Annotated in this window: 23 protein-coding genes; 8 read left to right on the forward strand and 15 right to left on the reverse strand. The window is 58.3% G+C overall.

The annotated features are described in order from the left end of the window. The first annotated feature begins 61 nt into the window (after positions 1–61). Entirely contained in the window at positions 62–1,801 is a 1,740-nt protein-coding gene (locus C1Y43_RS06850; RefSeq protein WP_104187593.1) for a DUF2534 family protein, read from the forward strand. A gap of 68 nt (positions 1,802–1,869) precedes the next feature. On the opposite strand, the gene C1Y43_RS06855 is transcribed toward C1Y43_RS06850, so the two are convergent. Further along, positions 1,870–2,886 carry an NAD(P)-dependent alcohol dehydrogenase gene (locus C1Y43_RS06855; protein ID WP_104187595.1) on the reverse strand — a complete coding sequence of 339 codons (1,017 nt, stop codon included), beginning with the start codon at positions 2,884–2,886 and terminating at the stop codon, positions 1,870–1,872. Positions 2,887–3,009: 123 nt separating this feature from the next. Next, the gene (locus tag C1Y43_RS06860; RefSeq protein WP_010616678.1) at positions 3,010–3,279 is read right to left on the reverse strand and encodes a hypothetical protein; all 270 of its coding nucleotides are present in this window, start codon (positions 3,277–3,279) and stop codon (positions 3,010–3,012) included. 333 nt (positions 3,280–3,612) lie between these two features. Here C1Y43_RS06860 and C1Y43_RS06865 point away from each other — a divergent pair, with 333 nt between their 5' ends. Both C1Y43_RS06865 and C1Y43_RS06870 read left to right on the forward strand, forming a co-directional pair. Next, the gene (locus tag C1Y43_RS06865) at positions 3,613–4,509 is read left to right on the forward strand and encodes an extracellular solute-binding protein (RefSeq protein WP_104187596.1); all 897 of its coding nucleotides are present in this window, start codon (positions 3,613–3,615) and stop codon (positions 4,507–4,509) included. Then, entirely contained in the window at positions 4,506–5,288 is a 783-nt protein-coding gene (locus C1Y43_RS06870; RefSeq protein ID WP_104187598.1) for a molybdenum ABC transporter permease, read from the forward strand. Before C1Y43_RS06865 ends, C1Y43_RS06870 begins: the two co-directional genes overlap by 4 nt. On the opposite strand, the gene C1Y43_RS06875 is transcribed toward C1Y43_RS06870, so the two are convergent. From C1Y43_RS06875 to C1Y43_RS06905, 7 genes are all read right to left on the reverse strand, one after another. After that, on the reverse strand, positions 5,285–5,671 hold the full coding sequence (locus C1Y43_RS06875) for a response regulator transcription factor (protein WP_104187599.1): 387 nt from the start codon (positions 5,669–5,671) through the stop codon (positions 5,285–5,287). The two genes, C1Y43_RS06870 and C1Y43_RS06875, sit on opposite strands and share 4 nt — an antisense overlap. Positions 5,672–5,881: 210 nt before the next feature. Next, positions 5,882–6,658 carry an ABC transporter ATP-binding protein gene (locus C1Y43_RS06880; protein WP_058758981.1) on the reverse strand — a complete coding sequence of 259 codons (777 nt, stop codon included), beginning with the start codon at positions 6,656–6,658 and terminating at the stop codon, positions 5,882–5,884. Then, entirely contained in the window at positions 6,658–7,341 is a 684-nt protein-coding gene (locus tag C1Y43_RS06885) for an ABC transporter permease (RefSeq protein WP_058758980.1), read from the reverse strand. Before C1Y43_RS06885 ends, C1Y43_RS06880 begins: the two co-directional genes overlap by 1 nt. Before the next feature lie 9 nt (positions 7,342–7,350). Further along, entirely contained in the window at positions 7,351–8,070 is a 720-nt protein-coding gene (locus C1Y43_RS06890) for an ABC transporter permease (RefSeq protein ID WP_104187601.1), read from the reverse strand. A gap of 12 nt (positions 8,071–8,082) precedes the next feature. Further along, positions 8,083–8,931 (reverse strand): transporter substrate-binding domain-containing protein, encoded by an 849-nt coding sequence (locus C1Y43_RS06895; RefSeq protein WP_021508866.1) that lies wholly within the window; start codon positions 8,929–8,931, stop codon positions 8,083–8,085. A gap of 15 nt (positions 8,932–8,946) precedes the next feature. Next, positions 8,947–10,134, reverse strand: coding sequence for a M20 family metallopeptidase (locus C1Y43_RS06900; RefSeq protein WP_104187603.1), 1,188 nt, complete (start codon positions 10,132–10,134; stop codon positions 8,947–8,949). Positions 10,135–10,405: 271 nt separating this feature from the next. Beyond that, positions 10,406–11,305: a LysR substrate-binding domain-containing protein gene (locus C1Y43_RS06905; RefSeq protein ID WP_104187605.1), complete on the reverse strand. Its 900-nt coding sequence runs from the start codon at positions 11,303–11,305 to the stop codon at positions 10,406–10,408. Between the two features lie 104 nt (positions 11,306–11,409). Between C1Y43_RS06905 and C1Y43_RS06910 the strand changes: the two genes are divergently transcribed. The 3 genes from C1Y43_RS06910 (at position 11,410) to C1Y43_RS24240 (ending at position 12,615) form a co-directional block, all read left to right on the forward strand. Beyond that, positions 11,410–12,114: an SDR family oxidoreductase gene (locus C1Y43_RS06910; protein ID WP_104187607.1), complete on the forward strand. Its 705-nt coding sequence runs from the start codon at positions 11,410–11,412 to the stop codon at positions 12,112–12,114. A gap of 208 nt (positions 12,115–12,322) precedes the next feature. Continuing rightward, positions 12,323–12,454 (forward strand): hypothetical protein, encoded by a 132-nt coding sequence (locus C1Y43_RS24235; protein ID WP_255412113.1) that lies wholly within the window; start codon positions 12,323–12,325, stop codon positions 12,452–12,454. Between the two features lie 29 nt (positions 12,455–12,483). Next, the gene (locus tag C1Y43_RS24240; protein ID WP_255412114.1) at positions 12,484–12,615 is read left to right on the forward strand and encodes a hypothetical protein; all 132 of its coding nucleotides are present in this window, start codon (positions 12,484–12,486) and stop codon (positions 12,613–12,615) included. 1 nt (position 12,616) lies between these two features. Here the strand turns inward: C1Y43_RS24240 and C1Y43_RS06915 are convergent, their stop codons facing one another. Beyond that, entirely contained in the window at positions 12,617–13,549 is a 933-nt protein-coding gene (locus C1Y43_RS06915; RefSeq protein ID WP_058770362.1) for an AraC family transcriptional regulator, read from the reverse strand. A 160-nt stretch (positions 13,550–13,709) separates the two neighbouring features. Between C1Y43_RS06915 and C1Y43_RS06920 the strand changes: the two genes are divergently transcribed. After that, positions 13,710–14,444, forward strand: a complete 735-nt coding sequence (locus C1Y43_RS06920; protein ID WP_058758975.1) for an SDR family oxidoreductase — start codon at positions 13,710–13,712, stop codon at positions 14,442–14,444. Between the two features lie 79 nt (positions 14,445–14,523). On the opposite strand, the gene corA is transcribed toward C1Y43_RS06920, so the two are convergent. The 3 genes from corA to C1Y43_RS06935 all read right to left on the reverse strand — a co-directional run bounded on the left by corA (position 14,524) and on the right by C1Y43_RS06935 (position 16,573). Further along, positions 14,524–15,492: a magnesium/cobalt transporter CorA gene (gene corA / locus C1Y43_RS06925; protein WP_021508858.1), complete on the reverse strand. Its 969-nt coding sequence runs from the start codon at positions 15,490–15,492 to the stop codon at positions 14,524–14,526. Positions 15,493–15,588: 96 nt separating this feature from the next. Further along, complete coding sequence (locus tag C1Y43_RS06930; protein ID WP_021508856.1) at positions 15,589–15,909, reverse strand: AzlD domain-containing protein; 321 nt, start codon at positions 15,907–15,909, stop codon at positions 15,589–15,591. Then, the gene (locus tag C1Y43_RS06935; RefSeq protein ID WP_058758973.1) at positions 15,899–16,573 is read right to left on the reverse strand and encodes an AzlC family ABC transporter permease; all 675 of its coding nucleotides are present in this window, start codon (positions 16,571–16,573) and stop codon (positions 15,899–15,901) included. The genes C1Y43_RS06930 and C1Y43_RS06935 overlap by 11 nt, the downstream gene beginning before the upstream one ends. Before the next feature lie 102 nt (positions 16,574–16,675). Between C1Y43_RS06935 and C1Y43_RS06940 the strand changes: the two genes are divergently transcribed. Further along, positions 16,676–17,224, forward strand: coding sequence for a helix-turn-helix domain-containing protein (locus C1Y43_RS06940; RefSeq protein WP_058758972.1), 549 nt, complete (start codon positions 16,676–16,678; stop codon positions 17,222–17,224). Positions 17,225–17,352: 128 nt separating this feature from the next. Here C1Y43_RS06940 and nadS read toward each other — a convergent pair whose 3' ends face one another. After that, the gene (nadS, locus tag C1Y43_RS06945; RefSeq protein WP_104187608.1) at positions 17,353–17,649 is read right to left on the reverse strand and encodes a NadS family protein; all 297 of its coding nucleotides are present in this window, start codon (positions 17,647–17,649) and stop codon (positions 17,353–17,355) included. A 25-nt stretch (positions 17,650–17,674) separates the two neighbouring features. Further along, complete coding sequence (locus C1Y43_RS06950) at positions 17,675–18,010, reverse strand: type II toxin-antitoxin system RelE/ParE family toxin (protein WP_104187610.1); 336 nt, start codon at positions 18,008–18,010, stop codon at positions 17,675–17,677. Between the last annotated feature and the right edge of the window lie 90 nt (positions 18,011–18,100).

The following is an 18,100-nucleotide window of genomic DNA, read 5'->3' on the forward strand; positions in this document are numbered from 1 at the left end:
CATTAATCGGTACAACGCCTGCGCTGTGCCCTGACATTCTCTTATCGGAAGGAAGACGGCTTTGTCTGCTGTTCACTCTGCAGCACCGCGCGGCGCGGTGCTTAATCTGCTACGCCGCTTACATTTTTACATTGGCCTGTTTGTCGCGCCGTTCATCTTCGTGGCGGCGCTCAGCGGCACGCTGTATGTGCTGACGCCGCAGCTGGAAAATCTGATCTACGCCGATGCGCTCACCGCGCAGCCGCAGGGCAATGTGCAACCGCTCTCGGCGCAGATCGCCGCGGCACGCGCCTATGCGGGCGAAAATCAGCACATTTATGCGGTTCGACCCGCGCCCGCCGCGCGCGATACCACGCGCGTACAGTTCAGCGATGCCACACTTGGTCCGTCGCAGTCGCGCGCGGTGTTTATCGATCCCTACAGCCTCAAAGTAACCGGCGACATGACGGTGTACGGCACCAGTGGCGTGTTGCCGCTGCGCACCACGCTCGATCTGCTGCACAGCAGCCTGTTACTCGGTGACTTTGGTCGCAACTACAGCGAACTGGCGGCGAGCTGGCTGTGGGTGGCCGCGCTCGGCGGCGTGCTGCTGTGGCTGGGCACGCGACCAAAACGCCGGCTGAAAACCGTGCGAAAGGGGTTTGCCTTCACCCGGCACTGGCACATCACGCTGGGGCTGACGCTGCTGCTCGGGCTGCTGTTCTTCTCCGTTACCGGCCTCACCTGGTCACAATGGGCAGGTAGCAATATCGATAAGATGCGCACCGAGCTTAACTGGCTGACGCCACAGGTGAATACGGCGCTCAGCGGTGATGCGCCCGCCGCGCCGGCGGATCCTCACGCCGATCACCGCAGTATGCCGGACATGGACATGACCAGCATGCCGATGTCGTCGATGGCGAAACCGGCGGCGCAGCCGGCGAAGTCACTGCCGGCAAATGCCGCCGACGCTGACTGGGATCGCGTGCTGGCGGCGGCGCGTCAGGATGGCATCCGCGCGGCTAAAGTGGAGCTGCGCCAGCCGAAAAGCGAGGGTAAAGCCTGGACGGTCAGTGAGATTGACCGCAGCTGGCCCACCCAGGTGGATGCGGTGTCCGTGAATCCGCAAAGCTTCGCGATTGTCGATCACGTCTGGTTTGATCGCTTCCCGCTGGTGGCAAAACTGACGCGCTGGGGTGTCGATGCGCACATGGGCGTGCTGTTTGGCTGGCCTAATCAGCTGCTGCTGGCGCTGTTTGGCCTGGGTTTGTGCAGCATGATTGTGCTGGGTTATCGCATGTGGTGGCTGCGCCGCCCGGCGCTGGATCAGGCCAGCCCGGCGCAAACCCTGAGCGCAAGCTGGCTGGCGCTGCCGCACTATGCCAAAGGGGTCTGCCTGATGCTGGCGCTGGCGCTCGGCTATGCCCTGCCGGTGATGGGCGTCAGCCTGCTGGCCTTCGTGCTGGTGGACGTACTGCGCTGGCGCAGACAACAGCGGGCGCCGATGAGCGAAGCGGAAATTCTCGCCGCGCAGCAGTCGCCGCTCGGTATCGTGCGGGCGCGCTTCACGGTGAAACGCAAGGAGATGCGTTACTACCTGCGTGGGCTGTTTATTCTGGCGCTGATTGTCGGTACGGTGATGAGCAATGCGATTATCGGCGGCGTGATCGATCAATACGGCATCCCGTTCAGCCACTGGACGCTGACCATGTATCTGACGCAGGGCTTTATGATCGCGCTTTACACCGCGGTGTTCACCGCGCTGATGTCGATTCCGCTGTGGTATTTCTTCCTCGGCGAAAAGGATGATTCGCAGGGATAAGGCGTAAAAAACGGCGGATGATCCCCCATCCGCCGTTTTGTCTGACAAATGTCAGCGTGTTATCCGCCTCAGAAATCGGCCTTCAGCACCACGCGGTAATTAGCTTTACCGGCGCGTACGTGATCCAGCGCTTCATTGATTTTTGACATCGGGAACTCTTCCACCTGCGGTGCCACATCGGCGCGTGACGCCAGACGCATCAGCTTACGCAGCTGGCCCGGTGAACCGGTAGAAGAACCCGTTACCGCGCGATCGCCCAGAATCAGACTGAACGCCGGCACTTCAAATGGCTTCATCACCGCGCCCACGGTGTGGAACTTACCGTGCGGAGCCAGCGCCTGGAAGTACGGCTGCCAGTCCAGATCGACGGCTACGGTGCTGATAATCAAATCAAATTGCCCGGCCAGCGCGTTCAGCGCCTGAGGATCGCGGCTGTTGACCACACGATCGGCGCCCATGGCTTTGATCGATTCGGTTTTGCTGGCATTCGAACTGAACGCCGTAACTTCAGCACCCATGGCGCGCAGCAGTTTGATCGCCATATGGCCGAGGCCGCCAATACCGATGACGCCGACGCGGCTGGTTGCCGTTACATGGTGCATCAGCAGCGGTTTAAACACGGTAATCCCGCCGCACAGCAGCGGACCGGCAGAGGAGATGTCCATGGATTCCGGCAGCGGAATCACCCACTGCCAGTCGGCGCGCAGATGGCTGGCGAAACCACCTTTGTTCATGATGGTGGGCACTGAACCGTTCTCACAGTTGACCTGCTCGCCATTGATGCAGGCATCACAGTGCTGGCAGCTTTTCGCGGTCCAGCCGATACCCACGCGCTGGCCGACCTTCAATCCTTTGTCCTGCGCCGCATCGCCGAGTGCGCTGATGCGACCAATCACTTCGTGACCGGCAATGACCGGATAAGAGGAAATGCCCCACTCGTTATCAATCATCGACAAATCAGAATGGCACACACCGCAGTAATCGACCTCAACCAGCACTTCTTCCGCCGCCAGCGGACCGGTTTCGTACTCGTACGGTACCAGCGCATCACCAGCGTTGTGTGCGGCATAACTTTTGATTTTCATTACTGTCCTCTGTTTTCAGCGTTGTTAACCCAGGAAGTCTAGCAGAGCGTATTGCCTGATTATGATTAAATTTCAGCCAATTAGAGGCTGTTAAGCGCAACGGGGAAAGAAAAGCATTTCGCGTTAAAGCGAATCGTGACTGGGCGGACTGCGGAACGCATGGCGCGCCTCTTCTATCAGCTGGCTGGCGGTGACGGTGGGCGGCAAACGCGTCAGCACTTTGCTGGCCTGCCAGTAACACAGCACCATCTCCTCGTTAGTTTCGTTCTCCGCCATTTCCCTCAAGCGCCTGCGCAGGCTCAGCACGTCCAGCGTTTGCTGTTCATCCACCATCTCAGCGATGGTTTGGTTGATGACCTGATGAATAATTTTCCAGGAAAGATCGGCAAACACGTTAAACCTCGTGACGTAGTAACGGGCTCCAGGCAAATGAGGAAAAGGTGCACGCCCAGCGGCATGCAAAATAATCCAACTGGGATAACTATAGCCGCTTATTTAACCAGCAGACGGCTGGCCGCCTGTGTTTGCGGTAGCTCACGGATCGGTAAATGAATTTTTTTCTCTCAGCGCGCGTTGCAATGGTACTAAAATCCGGCGCTGGCGCGCGACCGCAGGATTTCGCAACAGATTTTACCTTGCGCTAAAACGGAGAATTCCGATAATCGCTATCTACTCATTTATATAGCGAAAAGGAATCTCCGCGTGAAGACGCTTACCCTACTGTTAATGACTGCCGCCGGCGGATTGAGTTTACCGGCGCAGGCCGCCATGGATATCCGCGTGACGTATGCCGGTTCGATGGGAAAAGTGATGGATCAGGCACTGGGCCCGGCATTTGCACAACAGCATGACGGTAAGTATGAAGGTCAGGGCCAGGGGGCTTACGGCATGGCGCGCCTGCTGGCGAGCAAAAAAATCACCGCTGACGTGTTCGTGTCTATTACTCCCGGTCCGATGCAGATCCTGAAAGACGCCGGGCTGATCGACAACGCAGTACCGGTAGCCAGCACCAGCATGGTGATCGCCTATAACCCGAAGGGGCCGTTTGCGCCGCAGTTTGCCGCAGCCAAAGGCAATGATGGCCGCTGGCTTCAGCTGCTGGCAGCGCCGGGACTGAAATTTGGTCGGACCGATCCGGTAAACGATCCTAAAGGCCAGAACATCATTTTCACCCTGCTACTGGCGCAGAAGTATTACCGGCAGCCCGGCATCGCTGACCACATTCTCGGCGGTTACCAGAATCCCGCACAAACCCATCTGGAAGGTGGCTTGCTGACGCGGCTCGAGAGCGGTCAGGTGGATGCGGCAGCAGGCTATGAAAGCGAAGTGATCTCTGCCCATCTGCCTTACATTGCGCTGCCCGATGAAATCAACCTCAGCAATCCGGCGATGGCGACTAAGTGGTACAACACGGTCAGCTTTAGCGTCAAAGACAGCCAGGGTAAAGATAAAGTGCTGCACACCCAGCCGCTGGTCTATTACGCGGCGGTGCTCAGGAATGCGCCGCACGGTACGGCCGCTGGCAAAGCCTTTGTAGATTTCATGCTGAGTCCGTCAGGGCAGGCGCTGTTTAAACAGCAAGGCTACGCCGCACCGAAGGGCGATGGGCTTTATACCCTATGAAAATCCGCCATGCTGGCGCGCTGTGGCTATCGCTACCCGCCCTGGTGCTGCTGGCCGTGCCGTTTATCACCCTGACGGGCGTCACACACTGGCAACATCTGCGGCTGGCGTGGGGTGACGGCGCGGCGATTACCACTTCGCTCAGTCTGGGAGCGATCGCGCTGGTGCTGATTTTTCTGACCGGCTTACCGCTGGCCTGGTGGCTGTCGCAGGCGCGGGGGAAAATACGCTGGCTGGTGGAAACGCTGGTGATGATCCCGCTGCTGACGCCGCCGCTGGCGATGGGAATCCTGCTGGTCAGCGCGTACGGTCCGTACAGTTTACCCGGCCAGCTGCTGAGCAAGCTGGGCTGGACGCTGGTGAACAATCCCGCCGCCTTTATTCTGGCGCAGTGGTATGGCGCGCTGCCTTACTTTGTCACCAGCGCACGCTCGGCGTTTATCGCGGTGCCGCCGGAGATCCTTGAAGCGGGCCGAACGCTGGGTGCCGCGCCATGGCCGCGCTTCTGGCGGCTGGCGCTGCCCCTGGCCGCACCGGGCCTGGCGTCGGCTACGGCACTGGCGTGGGTGCGGGCGATGGGCGAATTCGGCATTGTGATGATTTTCGCCTGGTTTCCCCACGGAATGCCGGCGCAGCTGTATAACAACCTGCAAAACGACGGCGTGGATGCGGTGTATGTGCTGTTGTGGCTGTTACTGCTGTTTACCCTGCCGGTGCCGCTGCTGTGCGCGCTGGCTTCCCGGCGCGCGCTTTCCGGCAACACGGCGCGGCATCATTAGAGGCTGGCGCGCTGCTCGCTCTCACGCATCGCCAGCCGGACCGTCTCCAGCAGCGGTTCAATCTCCAGCGGCCGGGTGAAGAAGGCAAAGGCGCCCTGAGCAAACAAGCGCCGGCAGGCCTCCAGCGTGTCGTGTCCGGTCATGATGATCACCGGCAGCAGCGGATGGCGTGCGCCCTGCCGGGCCAGCCAGCTCAGGCCGCTACTCTCTGGCTGTCGCACATCAAGCAGCAGACAGCCGCATACGGCTTGCTGACCGGCGGCGGTTTCGAACGATGCCAGGTCGGCAAAGTCGGCGACCTCGTAGTCCACGGTTCGCAGCAGAAATCCCAGCGACTCACGCACGGATACATCATCATCCACTAACCACACCTTCGCGCCCATTACGTACTCCGCCTGTAGAAAAATGAGGAAAATTTCGGCCCTCTCTGTCGCGCGGTAACGCAACAGCAGCCAGACCTGACGGTAGCTGGTTATCGATGGACGTGAAGTGCGCGACGACGTGCACCTTCCCTGCGCCGATAAAAAAGCCCTCCGTTGAGGGAGGGCGATTTTTCCATAATTTGGCTTAGAACACCATTGGCACAAATCTGGTTAGCTGTTGCGCTGCAGGTGGCTGCTGACAAAAGCGCGACAGCGCGCCGAGATCGGTTCGCTGAACACCTGCTGCGGCGATCCGGACTCTTCGATTTTGCCCTGATGCAGAAACACCGCTTTGTTTGATACATCGCGCGCAAACCCCATTTCATGGGTGACGATAATCATGGTGCGCCCCTCTTCCGCCAGGCTGCGGATGACGCGCAGCACTTCGCCCACCAGCTCCGGGTCGAGTGCGGAAGTGGGTTCATCAAACAGTATCGCTTTCGGCTGCTGCGCCAGCGCCCGGGCAATCGCCACGCGCTGCTGCTGACCACCGGAGAGCTGCGACGGCCACGCGTTGCGCTTTTCGTATAACCCGACCTTTTGCAGCAGCGCTTCGGCCTCGGCAACGGCCTCCTGATGGCTGCGCTTCTGTACATGGATCGGTGCCTCAATGATGTTCTGCAGCACGGTTTTGTGCGGCCACAGATTGAAGCCCTGAAACACAAAGCCGAGCTGCATGCGCATCAGCTTAATGCGGCGGCGCTGTTCACGGCTCAGCTTTTCGTCCGCGTTATCGAGGGTGACCACTTCATCGCCCACGGCAATCTCACCGGCCTGTGGCACTTCAAGAAACGGGATGCAGCGCAGCAGCGTACTTTTACCGGAGCCGCTGGCGCCGATCAGCGAAATGACGTCGCCATCCTGCGCCGTCAGGCTGATGTCATGCAGCACTTCATGCCCGCTATAACTTTTTCTGAGATGGCTCAGGGCAATAGTGGGTTTATTCATTAACGTGCTCCAGCGTGATAGGGGGACAAACGGCGCTCCAGCAGCGCCACCGCTTTGCTCACCAGCACGGTCAGCAGCAGATAGATAATCGCCGCGCTGATAAACACCTCCAGCGCGCGGAAGGTTTCTGACACGATGGAATCGGCGATGCCGGTCATCTCCATCAGGCTGATGGTGCTCACCAGCGACGTGGATTTGATCATCGAGATGATCTCATTGCTGTAGGCCGGCAGCGCCTGCCGCACTGCCAGCGGCAGCGTGATGCGTCGCAGCGTAGTGAAGCGCGACATGCCGCACACTTTCGCCGCTTCCAGTGACTGCACGCTAACCGCATTCAGTCCGCCGCGCAGGATCTCGGCGGTGTAAGCCGCGTCGTTGAGAATCAGCGCAATTAACCCGCACCAGTAGGGCTCCCGCAGCAGCGGCCACAGCACGCTTTCGCGCACCGCCGGCAGGCTGCCGAGGCCATAGTAAATCATGAAGATTTGAATCAGCAGCGGCGTACCGCGGAACAGCCAGACATAAAAACGCGTAACGTAGCTGCCGAGGCGATGCTGACGCAGCAGATTCAGCAGCAGCGCCAGTATCCCGCCGCCCAGCAGGGACAATACCGCCAGGTTGAGCGTCAGCGGCAGTCCGCGCAGCAGCGCCGCCAGCGTGTGCTGTAAAAAGGTGAAATCCATCGTGGCTCCTTACAACCGCGCGCGTTGTTGCCCGCGCATGGCCACTTTTTCCACATAGCGGAAGAAGAAAACTGAACAGGTGGTGATAATCAGGTAAATCACCGCGCCTACGCTGTAGAAGAAAAACGGCATCTGGGTGGAATTCGACGCGGTGGAAATCTGGTTCATGGTTTCCACCAGCCCAGTCACCGATACCAGCGCCGACTCCTTAATCACCGATTGCCACTGATTACCCATGCCCGGCAGCGCGGTGCGCAGCGCCTGCGGCACAATCATGCGGCGGAACAGCATAAAACGCCCCATACCGGTGACCGTAGCGGCTTCCAGCGTGCCGGCGGGAATCGCGTAAAACGCGCCGCGAAATACGCTGCTCTGATAAGCGCCGGAAATCAGCCCGATGGCGATCGCGCCCGCAACGAAGCCGTTAACGTCAAACGGCCCCTGCAGGCCGATAGCTTCACCGATAAACCCGACCACCTGTCGGCCGCCAAAGTAGAACAGGTAGATCACCAGCAGCTCCGGCACGCCGCGGAACAGCGTGATGTAGCCGCTGGCAAGACGCTGCTGCCAGCGGCCGCCACCAATCTGCATCCAGCACAGCAGGCTGCCGAGCATCGCGCCCAGCAGCCACGCACACAGCGAGACCGTTACCGTGACGGTGGCGGCGTCCAGCAGCACGCCGCCCCAGCCTTCGTCACCAAAACCTAACAGTTGCCAGTCAATAGTCATAAGCGCTCAGCATTACTCCGCAGGCGCGACGTTCTCGCCGAACCATTTCTCAGACAGTTGCTTCAGCGTGCCGTCTTTGATCATCGACACCAGCGCCTGATCCAGCGCGGCTTTCAGCTCCGGATTGTTTTTACGAATGGCAATCGCCGAGCCCTGGCCCAGTACACCCCCCACAAAGCCGTAACCGGTGCTGTTTACCGTATCCGCGTGTTTTTTCACATAAGCATTGAGGTTGGTGCGCGATGCCATGACCGCATCAACCCGGCCGTTGAGCAGATCGGCGAAGGTTTCCGGTCCGGCCTGATAGGTACGGATAGTCGCGACATCACCGAGGTATTTGTTGAGGAAATCGGCCTGAATAGTAGCGACCTGCACCGCAATGGTTTTGCCTTTGAACTTCGCCTTCAGCGCGTCGATGGCTTTGTTCATACCGGCTTCATCGGTCGCCTGTACCACTTCACCGTTGCCCGGCAGGGTATCCACTGCGCTGCCCTTCAGCGTGACGAAGCCCGAAACGCTCACGGTGTACTGATGGGTAAAATCCACCACTTCTTCACGTTTTGGCGTCACGGTGACGGCATCGACCACTGCATCATATTTGCCATCAGCGAGGCCGGGGATCAGTCCGGACCACTTCTGTGCGACGATTTCATATTTGAATCCCGCGCGTTTCGCCAGTTCGGCCACCATATCGGGCTCGTAGCCGACTATTTTGCCGCTCGGCGTGGACTGGTTAAACGGCGGATAGGCCGCTTCGGTGGCGAATTTTAACGTGCCAAAATCTTTGGCCTGAACCACAGCGGCAGCAGCCAGCAGCAACATGCCCGCGGAGGCGGAGAACAGCCCTTTACGCATCATCATAAAACCTCATTATTATCAGGAGAGTAAGTCGATCGCTATACGGGCCAGAGCCTGTGTGCCAGCGTGAATGCTGCGTTCGTCCGGCTGATAGTCGGAGTTGTGCAGATGGTCGTCGCGCCCCGGCGCGCCAGAGCCGATATGGATCTGACAGCCCGGCACACGCTCGGTAAACAGCGAGAAATCTTCCGCGCCAAAACTGCTGCTGGGTTTTGCCACCACCGGCTTGCCGAACTGGTGCGAGAGGATCGGCTCCAGTGCATCAATCAGCGCATCATCATTCATCAGCGGCGGTACGCCTCGCTGATAATTGACCTCAATCCGCGTATTGAGCGACAGTGCGACACCGGCACAGATGCGACGGAAAGCGTCTTCCATGTGAGCGCGCGCCTGCGGTGATTTAGCGCGGATCGTGCCCTGAATCAGGCAGCTGTCGGAGATGATGTTATGGGTGGTGCCGCCGTGGATATGGCCAATCGTCAGCACAGCAGAGTTCGCCGGATCGAGCTCGCGCGACACAATGGTCTGCAACTGCGTTACCAGGCTGGCGGCGGCAATGATCGGATCGGTACCCATGTGCGGCCGGGCCGCGTGGGTGGATTTGCCGTGAATCACTACGTCGAATTCATCGCTGGAGGCGGTGCTGGCACCGCGCGTCAGGGCGATTTCTCCTGCGGCCAGCTCTGGTTTATTGTGCAGCGTGATCGCCACATCAATGCCGTCCGCTGCGCCGGCAGCAATCATGGCTTGCGCGCCGCTCTCTGGCGTCTCTTCGGCCGGCTGAAAAATCAGCCGCACCGTGCCGTGCAGCTGGCTGCGCAGGTCCGCGAGGATCGCCGTGACGCCGAGCAGCGTAGCCGTGTGGATATCGTGGCCGCAGGCGTGCATTTTACCCGGCCAGATGCTGCTAAACGGCAGGCCGGTTTGCTCATGAATCGGCAGCGCATCCATATCGGCGCGCAGCAGCACGGTTTTGCCCGGCTGCGCGCCGGTAATGTCCACCATCACGCCGGTGCGGCCCACGCCGGTTTGCGGCGTCAGCCCGAGGCGCAACAATTCCTTTTCCACGATGGCTGCGGTGCGGACGGTGTCGAAACCGAGTTCCGGATGTGCGTGAATATCGCGACGGATGGCGATGAGGTGCGCCTGCATGCTTTCACTTCTGGCGCTGATATCCCTGGCTAAAAGAATTTTATGATCGGTCATGGTGGTAATACGGTTATGCAGGCTGTCGCCTGGCCGTTATGGCATTTTTATGAAATTCAGCGTTTTATTTATTCACAGCCCTCAGCAGATTGCAACGCACAATTCCTTCCCTTAATTGCTGAATTTGCGTGATATTTTTCTAAAACCCTGCCTGTGCAGGATAAACCTTATAAAATGCATGCTCAGTCAGTTATAACATTCATAATTCGCAGACGATCATCAGTTTTACTGATTTTGTTATTGAACATAAAAGCATCGCGTTGCTCAGCCATCAATCTTTGCTCTGCTCCGCCTGACTGAGTAGCCACGCACGAACCGCACTCACCGTTGCCTGCTCACGCGGACGACGCGGAGCCACCAGATACCAGCCGGCATCAACGGGCATCTCACGATGCCAGGCGGGAACCAGCCGACCGCTGGCCAGATCGTTCTGCACAAAATGCGGGCTGGTCAGAGCGATACCCTGACCACTCAGCGCCGCTTCCAGCGCCAGCGCGGTCTGGTTGAAGCGCAGATGATGCTGATGCTGCAGCGACTGGCCGGGGAACATAAACGCCAGGAACGCTGGCCACAGGTGATGGCCATCGTGCAGCAGCGGATAGCGCAGGCAATTTTCTGGCTGCGCTGCATCACCGTGTTGTGCCAGCAGCGCCGGGCTGACCACCGCCAGCACCGTCTGGCTAAACAGCAGCATGGCCTCCAGCCCGCTACCAAACGGCGGCCGGCCATAGCGCACCGCCAGGTCGACGCCTTCATGGTGAAACTGCACCAGCCGTTCAGAGGCCAGCACGCGCAGGTCGATGTCCGGCCAGGCCGCGGTAAATGCCGGTAAACGCGGCAGCATCCAGCGGCTGGCAAAGGTCGGTGTTACGCTCAGCGTCAGGCGATCCGGCTCCGGGCGCAGCGTGCGCGTCGCCTCATCAATCAGCTCAAATGCCTGACGAATGTGCACCGCATAGCCTGCACCAGCAGCGGTCAGCGCCAGCGTACGCGGCAGCCGATCGAACAGTTTCAAGCCCAGGCTGGCCTCCAGGCCGCGAATATGCTGCGCAACCGCACCCTGCGTCACACCGAGCTCTTCAGCGGCGAGGCGAAAATTAAGGTGCCGCGTCACGGCTTCAAATACCCGTAGCGCATTCAGCGACGGTAATGCCTGAAAGCCCTGATTCATCCTGTAGTTTTCCTATCGTCAATTGCCAGCTGAGCTGACTCTCTGCGGCATCTCCCGGCCATTATACTGGCATCACAGGATATTTAATTGATGGGGTTACTCACATGACAGTAGAAAAAGTTGCGGTGATTGTCGCAGGTGGCAGCGGTATGGGCGCAGCGGCAGCGGAGAAGCTGGCCAGCGAGGGTTTCAGGGTCGCGATTCTTTCCTCCTCCGGCAAAGGCGAGCTGCTGGCGAATCGTCTGGGCGGGCTCGGTATTACCGGTTCGAATCAGTCAGTGGACGATTTGCAGCACCTGATTGATGCCACTCTGGCGCGCTGGGGACGTATTGACGTGCTGGTTAACAGTGCCGGTCACGGTCCGCGCGCGCCGATCCTCGAATTAAGCGATGACGCGTGGCAGCAGGGAATGGAAACCTACTTCCTCAACGTGGTGCGCGCTGTACGTCTGGTCACGCCGATCATGCAGCAACAGGGTGGCGGCAGTATCATCAATATCTCATCGGCATGGACGTTTGAACCCACCGACATGTTCCCGACCTCGGCCGTGTTCCGTGCCGGCCTGGCTTCTTTCAGTAAAATCTTTGCCGACACCTACGCAGCTGAGAATATTCGTATCAACAACGTCCTGCCAGGCTGGATTGATAGCCTGCCGAAAACGGATGAACGGCGCGACAGCGTGCCCATGCAGCGCTACGGCACGGCAGCAGAAGTGGCGGCTACCATTGCGTTTCTTGCTTCGCCCGGCGCGGCTTATATCACCGGGCAGAATCTTCGCGTGGACGGCGGCGTCACGCGCAGCGTGTAACCGGCTTTGCTGTGCCTGATGGTCACAGCGGCACCTGATGTCCGCTGTGGCTGCCGCCTGCCTGCTAAGGAATTTCTCAGCCTGTTTTCAAGACTGGTCTTGTCGTTTCGCGGCCTTATAACACGTCAGAATGTTCTTATTCGCTGACAGAATTTTCTGTTCTCAGCTGCCGGATATTCCCTATAAAACTTTCTGATTTGAGGTCGCTATGCCACTACTTCTTCGTATGCGTCTGCACACGCTGCTGATTCCCGAACGCCATCTGATCTGGCGTTTCCTGCTAACAGGTTGTGCATTTTTCTGGATTCTGCTGGTGGTTGCCGTGATGGGGCTGCGCTGATGAGTTGCTGGCTGTTGTAAGGGATGATCATGGTATTAATGTTATCGCCGCGCCTCAGTGCGCTGCTGAGTTTTTCCCGCCGGTTACTGTGCCAGCTGGCACTGGCTGCCAGCCTGCTGTTCTGGATTGGCGTGGTGGTGGCAATCGTCATCGCGTACTGAACTAATGTGCCTCTAGCCGCGCGGATAACTGTTCCGGCGGCAGCAACGCAAATGCGCGTTTCATCACCCGCGCCTCGTCAGCCGGGGTGCGACCAAACATCCGCTTAAACTCCCGGTTAAACTGTGAATCACTTTCGTAACCGACGCGTGCGGCGGCACCGGCGGCAGTGAGATTATCGCGAATCATCATCAAACGCGCCTGATGCAGCCGTAAGGACTTGAGATACTGAATCGGCGAGGTCTGCGTGACGCTTTTGAAATGCAGATGGAAGCGCGGAACGCTCATGCCCGCTTCGCTGGCCAGATGCGGCACATCCAGCGGCTGCTGCCAGTCAGCATGAATGCGCTGCAGCGCCCGCGCGATGCGCCCAAAGTGCCCCTGATAGGTCAGCGCTGCGCGCACCGCACCGCCCTGCTCACCCAGCAGCACACGAAAGCAAATCTCTTCTACCCGGGCCGGGCCTAAAACCTGCGCTTCCAGCGGATCGCTCAGCGCCTGTAACAGGCGCAGCGTGCTGTCCGCCAGCGTCTCATTTACCGGCGTCGAAATAATGCTGGCTGGTGTCTCCGCCAGCGGAATGTCTGCCGCTGCGACCTGCGTCACCAGGCGCGCCAGCGTGGCCGCATCCAGACGGATAGCCAGCCCCAGCAACGGTTCAGCCGAGGTCGCTTCAGTCTCAGCGGAGAATGGCAGCGGCACCGACAACACCAGATAGTGCTGTGCGTCGTAGCGATACATTTTGTCGGCCAGAAACGCCCGCTTCGAGCCCTGACAGATAATGATGATGCTCGGCTCATAAAGAACCGGCGTGCGCGCCCACTGCCGGTCGGCACGCATAAAGCGCACGCTGTCCAGCAGTGAGGCAGTGTAACCTTCCTGCGGTGCCAGCTGGCGCAGCAGCGCGCAGGTCTGCTGTTGTACGGTTTGCGACATAACGGGTTTCCGGTGAGAGGTTCAGGCAAAGCATAGCCAGATTTCTTTCTTACTCACAATAGTGACGAGAGAATCAGGCAATGATGCGCCACAATCCGGTCTGTTCGCTTTAGCCGGCGTTTTCCACAATAGCCTCGTCAACCAACACGAGGAAACCATCATGGCTCATTCCAATGCGAAAGTGATTATTCTGACCGGCGCCAGCAGCGGCATCGGCGAAGCGATAGCGCGTCTGCTGGCCAGTCAGGGGCATAAACTGGTGCTGGGCGCGCGCCGTACCGATCGACTGGCAATACTGTGTGATGAACTGCGTGCCAGCGGCGCGCAACTGGATTATCTGGCCACTGACGTGACGCAGCGTGCCGATACGCAGCAGCTGGCCGATTTTGCCCGCGATAAATATGGCCGGGTTGATGTAATGATCAACAATGCCGGCGTTATGCCGCTGTCGCCGCTCAGTTCGCTGAAGGTGGATGAATGGGATCGTATGCTCGATGTCAACGTGCGTGGCGTACTGTACGGCATCGCTGCCGTGCTGCCGGTCATGGAGTCGCAGCAAAGCGGCCATATCATCAATATCGCCTCGATTGGTGCGCTGGCGGTATCGCCGACGGCAGCGGTGTACTGCGCCACAAAATTCGCGGTTCGCGCCATCTCGGATGGCCTGCGTCAGGAATCGCGCCAGCTGCGTGTGACGGTCATTAATCCCGGCGTGGTGGAATCGGAACTGGCGGACACCATCACTGACGAGACCGCACGCGTGGCCATGCAGAGCTATCGTCAGATTGCGTTAAAACCCGAAGCCATTGCGCAGGCGGTGAGCTGGGCCATTAATCAGCCTGGCGAAGTTGATGTCAATGAGATCACGGTGCGCCCTACTGCCAGCGCGCATTGAGGCAGATTGGGCCTGGCGATTTCAGGCTGAAATCGCCCTGGCCTGCGCGTCTGGTGACAGCGCGCGCAGGCCATCATGCTTACAGCCAGCCCGCTTTTTTCAGCCGCCACCACATAACGAAACAGATTACCAGCGTGACCGCCAGCGCCGCCGGATAGCCAAAGTGGCTGTGCAGCTCGGGCATGTCTGAGAAGTTCATACCGTACATACTGAAGATGATGGTCGGCACAATCAGGATTGCCCCCCAGCCGGCCAGCTTTTTATTCACCTCACTCTGCTGTACCGAGACCAGCGCCAGATTCACCTGCATGGCGCTGGCCAGCGTTTCGCGCATGTCCTCGGCATCAATCATGACGTGGTGCGCGTGATCCTGCACGTCGCGCAGATAGGCGCGCAGATTCTTCGGAATGATATCTTCATGGAAGCGCACCAGCTGCGGGCAGATTTCCGTCACCGGCATCGCCGCATTGCGCAACGACAGCAGCTGACGCCGCAAATGGTAAACATTTTCCAGCGTGACGCTGTCAAAGCGGGTGGTGAACATGCCGTCTTCCAGGTCAGCAATACGTTCACTCAGCGATTCGGTGATTTTGCTGTAGTTGTCGACGATAAAATCGAGGATGCAGTAGAGCGCATAGCCGGGTCCCTGGCACAGCATGGCATGATTTTTCTCGGCTTTAGCGCGGATCGCTTTATAGCCCTCAACCGAACCGTGACGCACGGTAATCAGAAAATTTTTGCCGAGGAAAAAGTGGGTTTCGCCAAAGCTGATGCGCTGGCGATCTTCCATGTGTGCGGTTTTCACCACGATAAATACCGATTCGCCGTACTGCTCAATCTTGGGCCGCTGATGCGCCACCAGCGCATCCTCAATCGCCAGCTCATGCAGGCTAAACTCTTCCTGCAGCGTTTGCATGAACGCCGGATCGGGTTGATACAGGCCAAGCCAGACGAACGATTTTTCCTCTTTCAGCACTTCGCTGATTTGATCGACTTCGACATGCTCTTCGCGTTTGCCGTGGCGATACACCACGCAGTTAATCACCATTTTCGCGTTGTCCTTGTTGTACTCTCTATCCCTAATCATAGCTGCAAAGCAGGTGCCAGTGCGCCGTCATCTTTGCGCCGGTCATCACGCCGCCGCTTACGGTACGCCAAAATAGCGCAGCAGCGCCGTCATCACCGCCGCACCGATGATTACCAGTATCAATGGCGCGCGACGCCAGGCGAGAAACACCGCGAACAACACGCCGGTGAGCCGTGCGACGCCGGCGAAATCGGTGCCCTCAAACAGCGCGGTGGTGACAGCGACAGCCAGCAGCAGCACCGTTGCCGCGTCGGACAGCATGTTGCGCACACGTTCTGACATGTGCATCCGGCTGCCCAGCCGGTAACCGGCAAAGCGAATCGCATACGTCCCTGCAGCCAGCAGCGCGATGCCGGCAATCACTAAACTATTTTGCATCTTTGCGCTCCCGCCAGCTCAGCAAACCGAGTAAAGAAAACAGCACCGGCATACCGGCTGGCACAAAAGGCGTCGCCAGCACGGACAGCAGTGCCCCGAGGGTGGCCGGAATGCGCGTGCGACGCTGGCGCAGCGCCGGGAAAATCAGCGCGATCAGGATGGCCGGAAACACCGCGTCCAGGCCAATCGCCGACACATCAGGAATAAAGCGCCCAATCACCGCACCGGCAATCACCGTGAGCGGCCAGATGGCAAAAATACCCAGTCCGCAAACCCAGTAAGCCGCCCGACGCTGCGCCAGCTTCGGCTGTGAAATACCGAACACCACGCTCTCGTCATTCATGATATGGCAGCCCAGCAGACTGCGTCCGCCCTGCCCGACCAGGTCTTTCACCGCAATGCCAAACGGCAGATGACGCGCGTTGACCAGTAAACCGGCTGCGGCAGCGGTTAACGGACTGCCGCCGCCTGCCACTATGCCAATAAACAAAAACTCGGACGCCCCCGCCAGCACCAGCGTCGAGAGCGCAATCGGCACCCAGAGCGGAAAACCGTCGGCAGCGGCAAGAGAACCATAGGAAAGGCCAACGATGCCGTCGGCCAGACAAACAAGGAAGATCGCTTTCAATACGCCGCGATCAAGCGGTACGGCACCCAGACGCATCACAATTTGATCTCATAACGAACAAGAAAGCCGTTATAATGAACGCGCCGTACGTGTTTTACAAGATGAACAAATCGTTCGATATAAAGAACAGGAGTAATTGTGACCCCGCCCATTGCTATCATTGCCGCCGGACTGGTGCGCGAACGCCAGCGCGCCGGACTTTCGCTGACAGAAGTGGCGCGCCGCGCTGGCATCGCCAAGTCAACGCTGTCGCAGCTGGAGGCAGGCAACGGTAACCCCAGCATTGAGACGTTATGGTCACTGTGTGTGGCGCTGAATATTCCGTTTGCACGGCTGATGGAGCCGGAAGTGAAAAAGATGCAGGTGATTCGGCGTGGCGAAGGCATGGTGGTGTCAGCAGAGTTAGCAGACTTTCAGGCCGCGCTACTGGCCAGCTGTCCGCCGGGCGGCCGCCGCGATCTGTATCTGATTACCAGCCAGCCCGGCGCACCGCGCGCCTCAAAACCGCATCCACCGGGTTCCGTCGAACACATCATCCTGGCTCGCGGCCGCGCGCGGGTTGGCCTGATGGAAGCGCCGGTCGAACTGTTCCCCGGTGATTATATTTGTTATCCCGCCGATGAACCGCACATCTTCGAGGCGCTCGAAGCCGATACCATGGCGGTACAGTTGTCAGAGCAGAATTAGGCGTAAAGCCAGCAAATATGGACTCGCTCACAGCAAAAGTTTGTGAGCTCAATCCGTTTAGTGGTTACTGAAGGCTCCGCAAAAGACAATCTGCCGTGCCGGGATAATAATCGGTGGCACAACAAGAATTACAGCGCCTGTAAAGCATTGATGAGTAATGGCTGCTGCTGAATCAGATAAAGCATTTTCAATGCTGGACCGGTAGGGTTGCGTCTGTGCTGCTCCCAGCTACGAATAAGATCCACGCTAACGCCCATCGCATGGGCAAATTCAACTTGTTTTAGCCCAGCATTCTTTCTGATCAGCTTTACATCCGGCAGTTCATGACGGTGGACGCGGTTCATATCCGGTGATTCATGACCCTGCTCAATGGCGACCATTTCCTGTACGCTTTCCAGCAGGTCATTAAATAGCTGTTTTTCCATAATTTAATCTTCGCAGGTCTGTGGCTTAGAGGTTTATTTGTTGGGTAAAGACTTTCAGCAACGCTTTTTCTGCTTCATTTAAATCATCCTTCACATTTTTGGGATAGATGAGTAACAGATAAATTCTGCCTGAGCTCAGGCGGGTGTAATAAATAATCCTTGTTCCGCCACGTTTACCCATTCCGGCCCGGCTCCAGCGAATCTTTTTGCATCCTCCGGTCTGACTAATGGTGTCACCTGACTCATGATGCTCAAGCAAAAAAATTTGCAGTTCCTGAAATTCTTGATCGTCTGCCAGCAGACTCTGACGAGCTTTTGAAAACACGCGCGTTTCGATAAATTCCAGATAATTACCCGTCATTTTAGTCGTACCCCGTACTGATTTCCAGCTATTTTTGGTACAGGGTACGGCTTTAGGATTTTGAGCGAGATGCGCATCGTCTTAAAACCC

It is taken from the genome of Pantoea sp. ICBG 828, assembly GCF_002928355.1.
GTDB classification, from domain to species: domain Bacteria; phylum Pseudomonadota; class Gammaproteobacteria; order Enterobacterales; family Enterobacteriaceae; genus Pantoea; species Pantoea dispersa.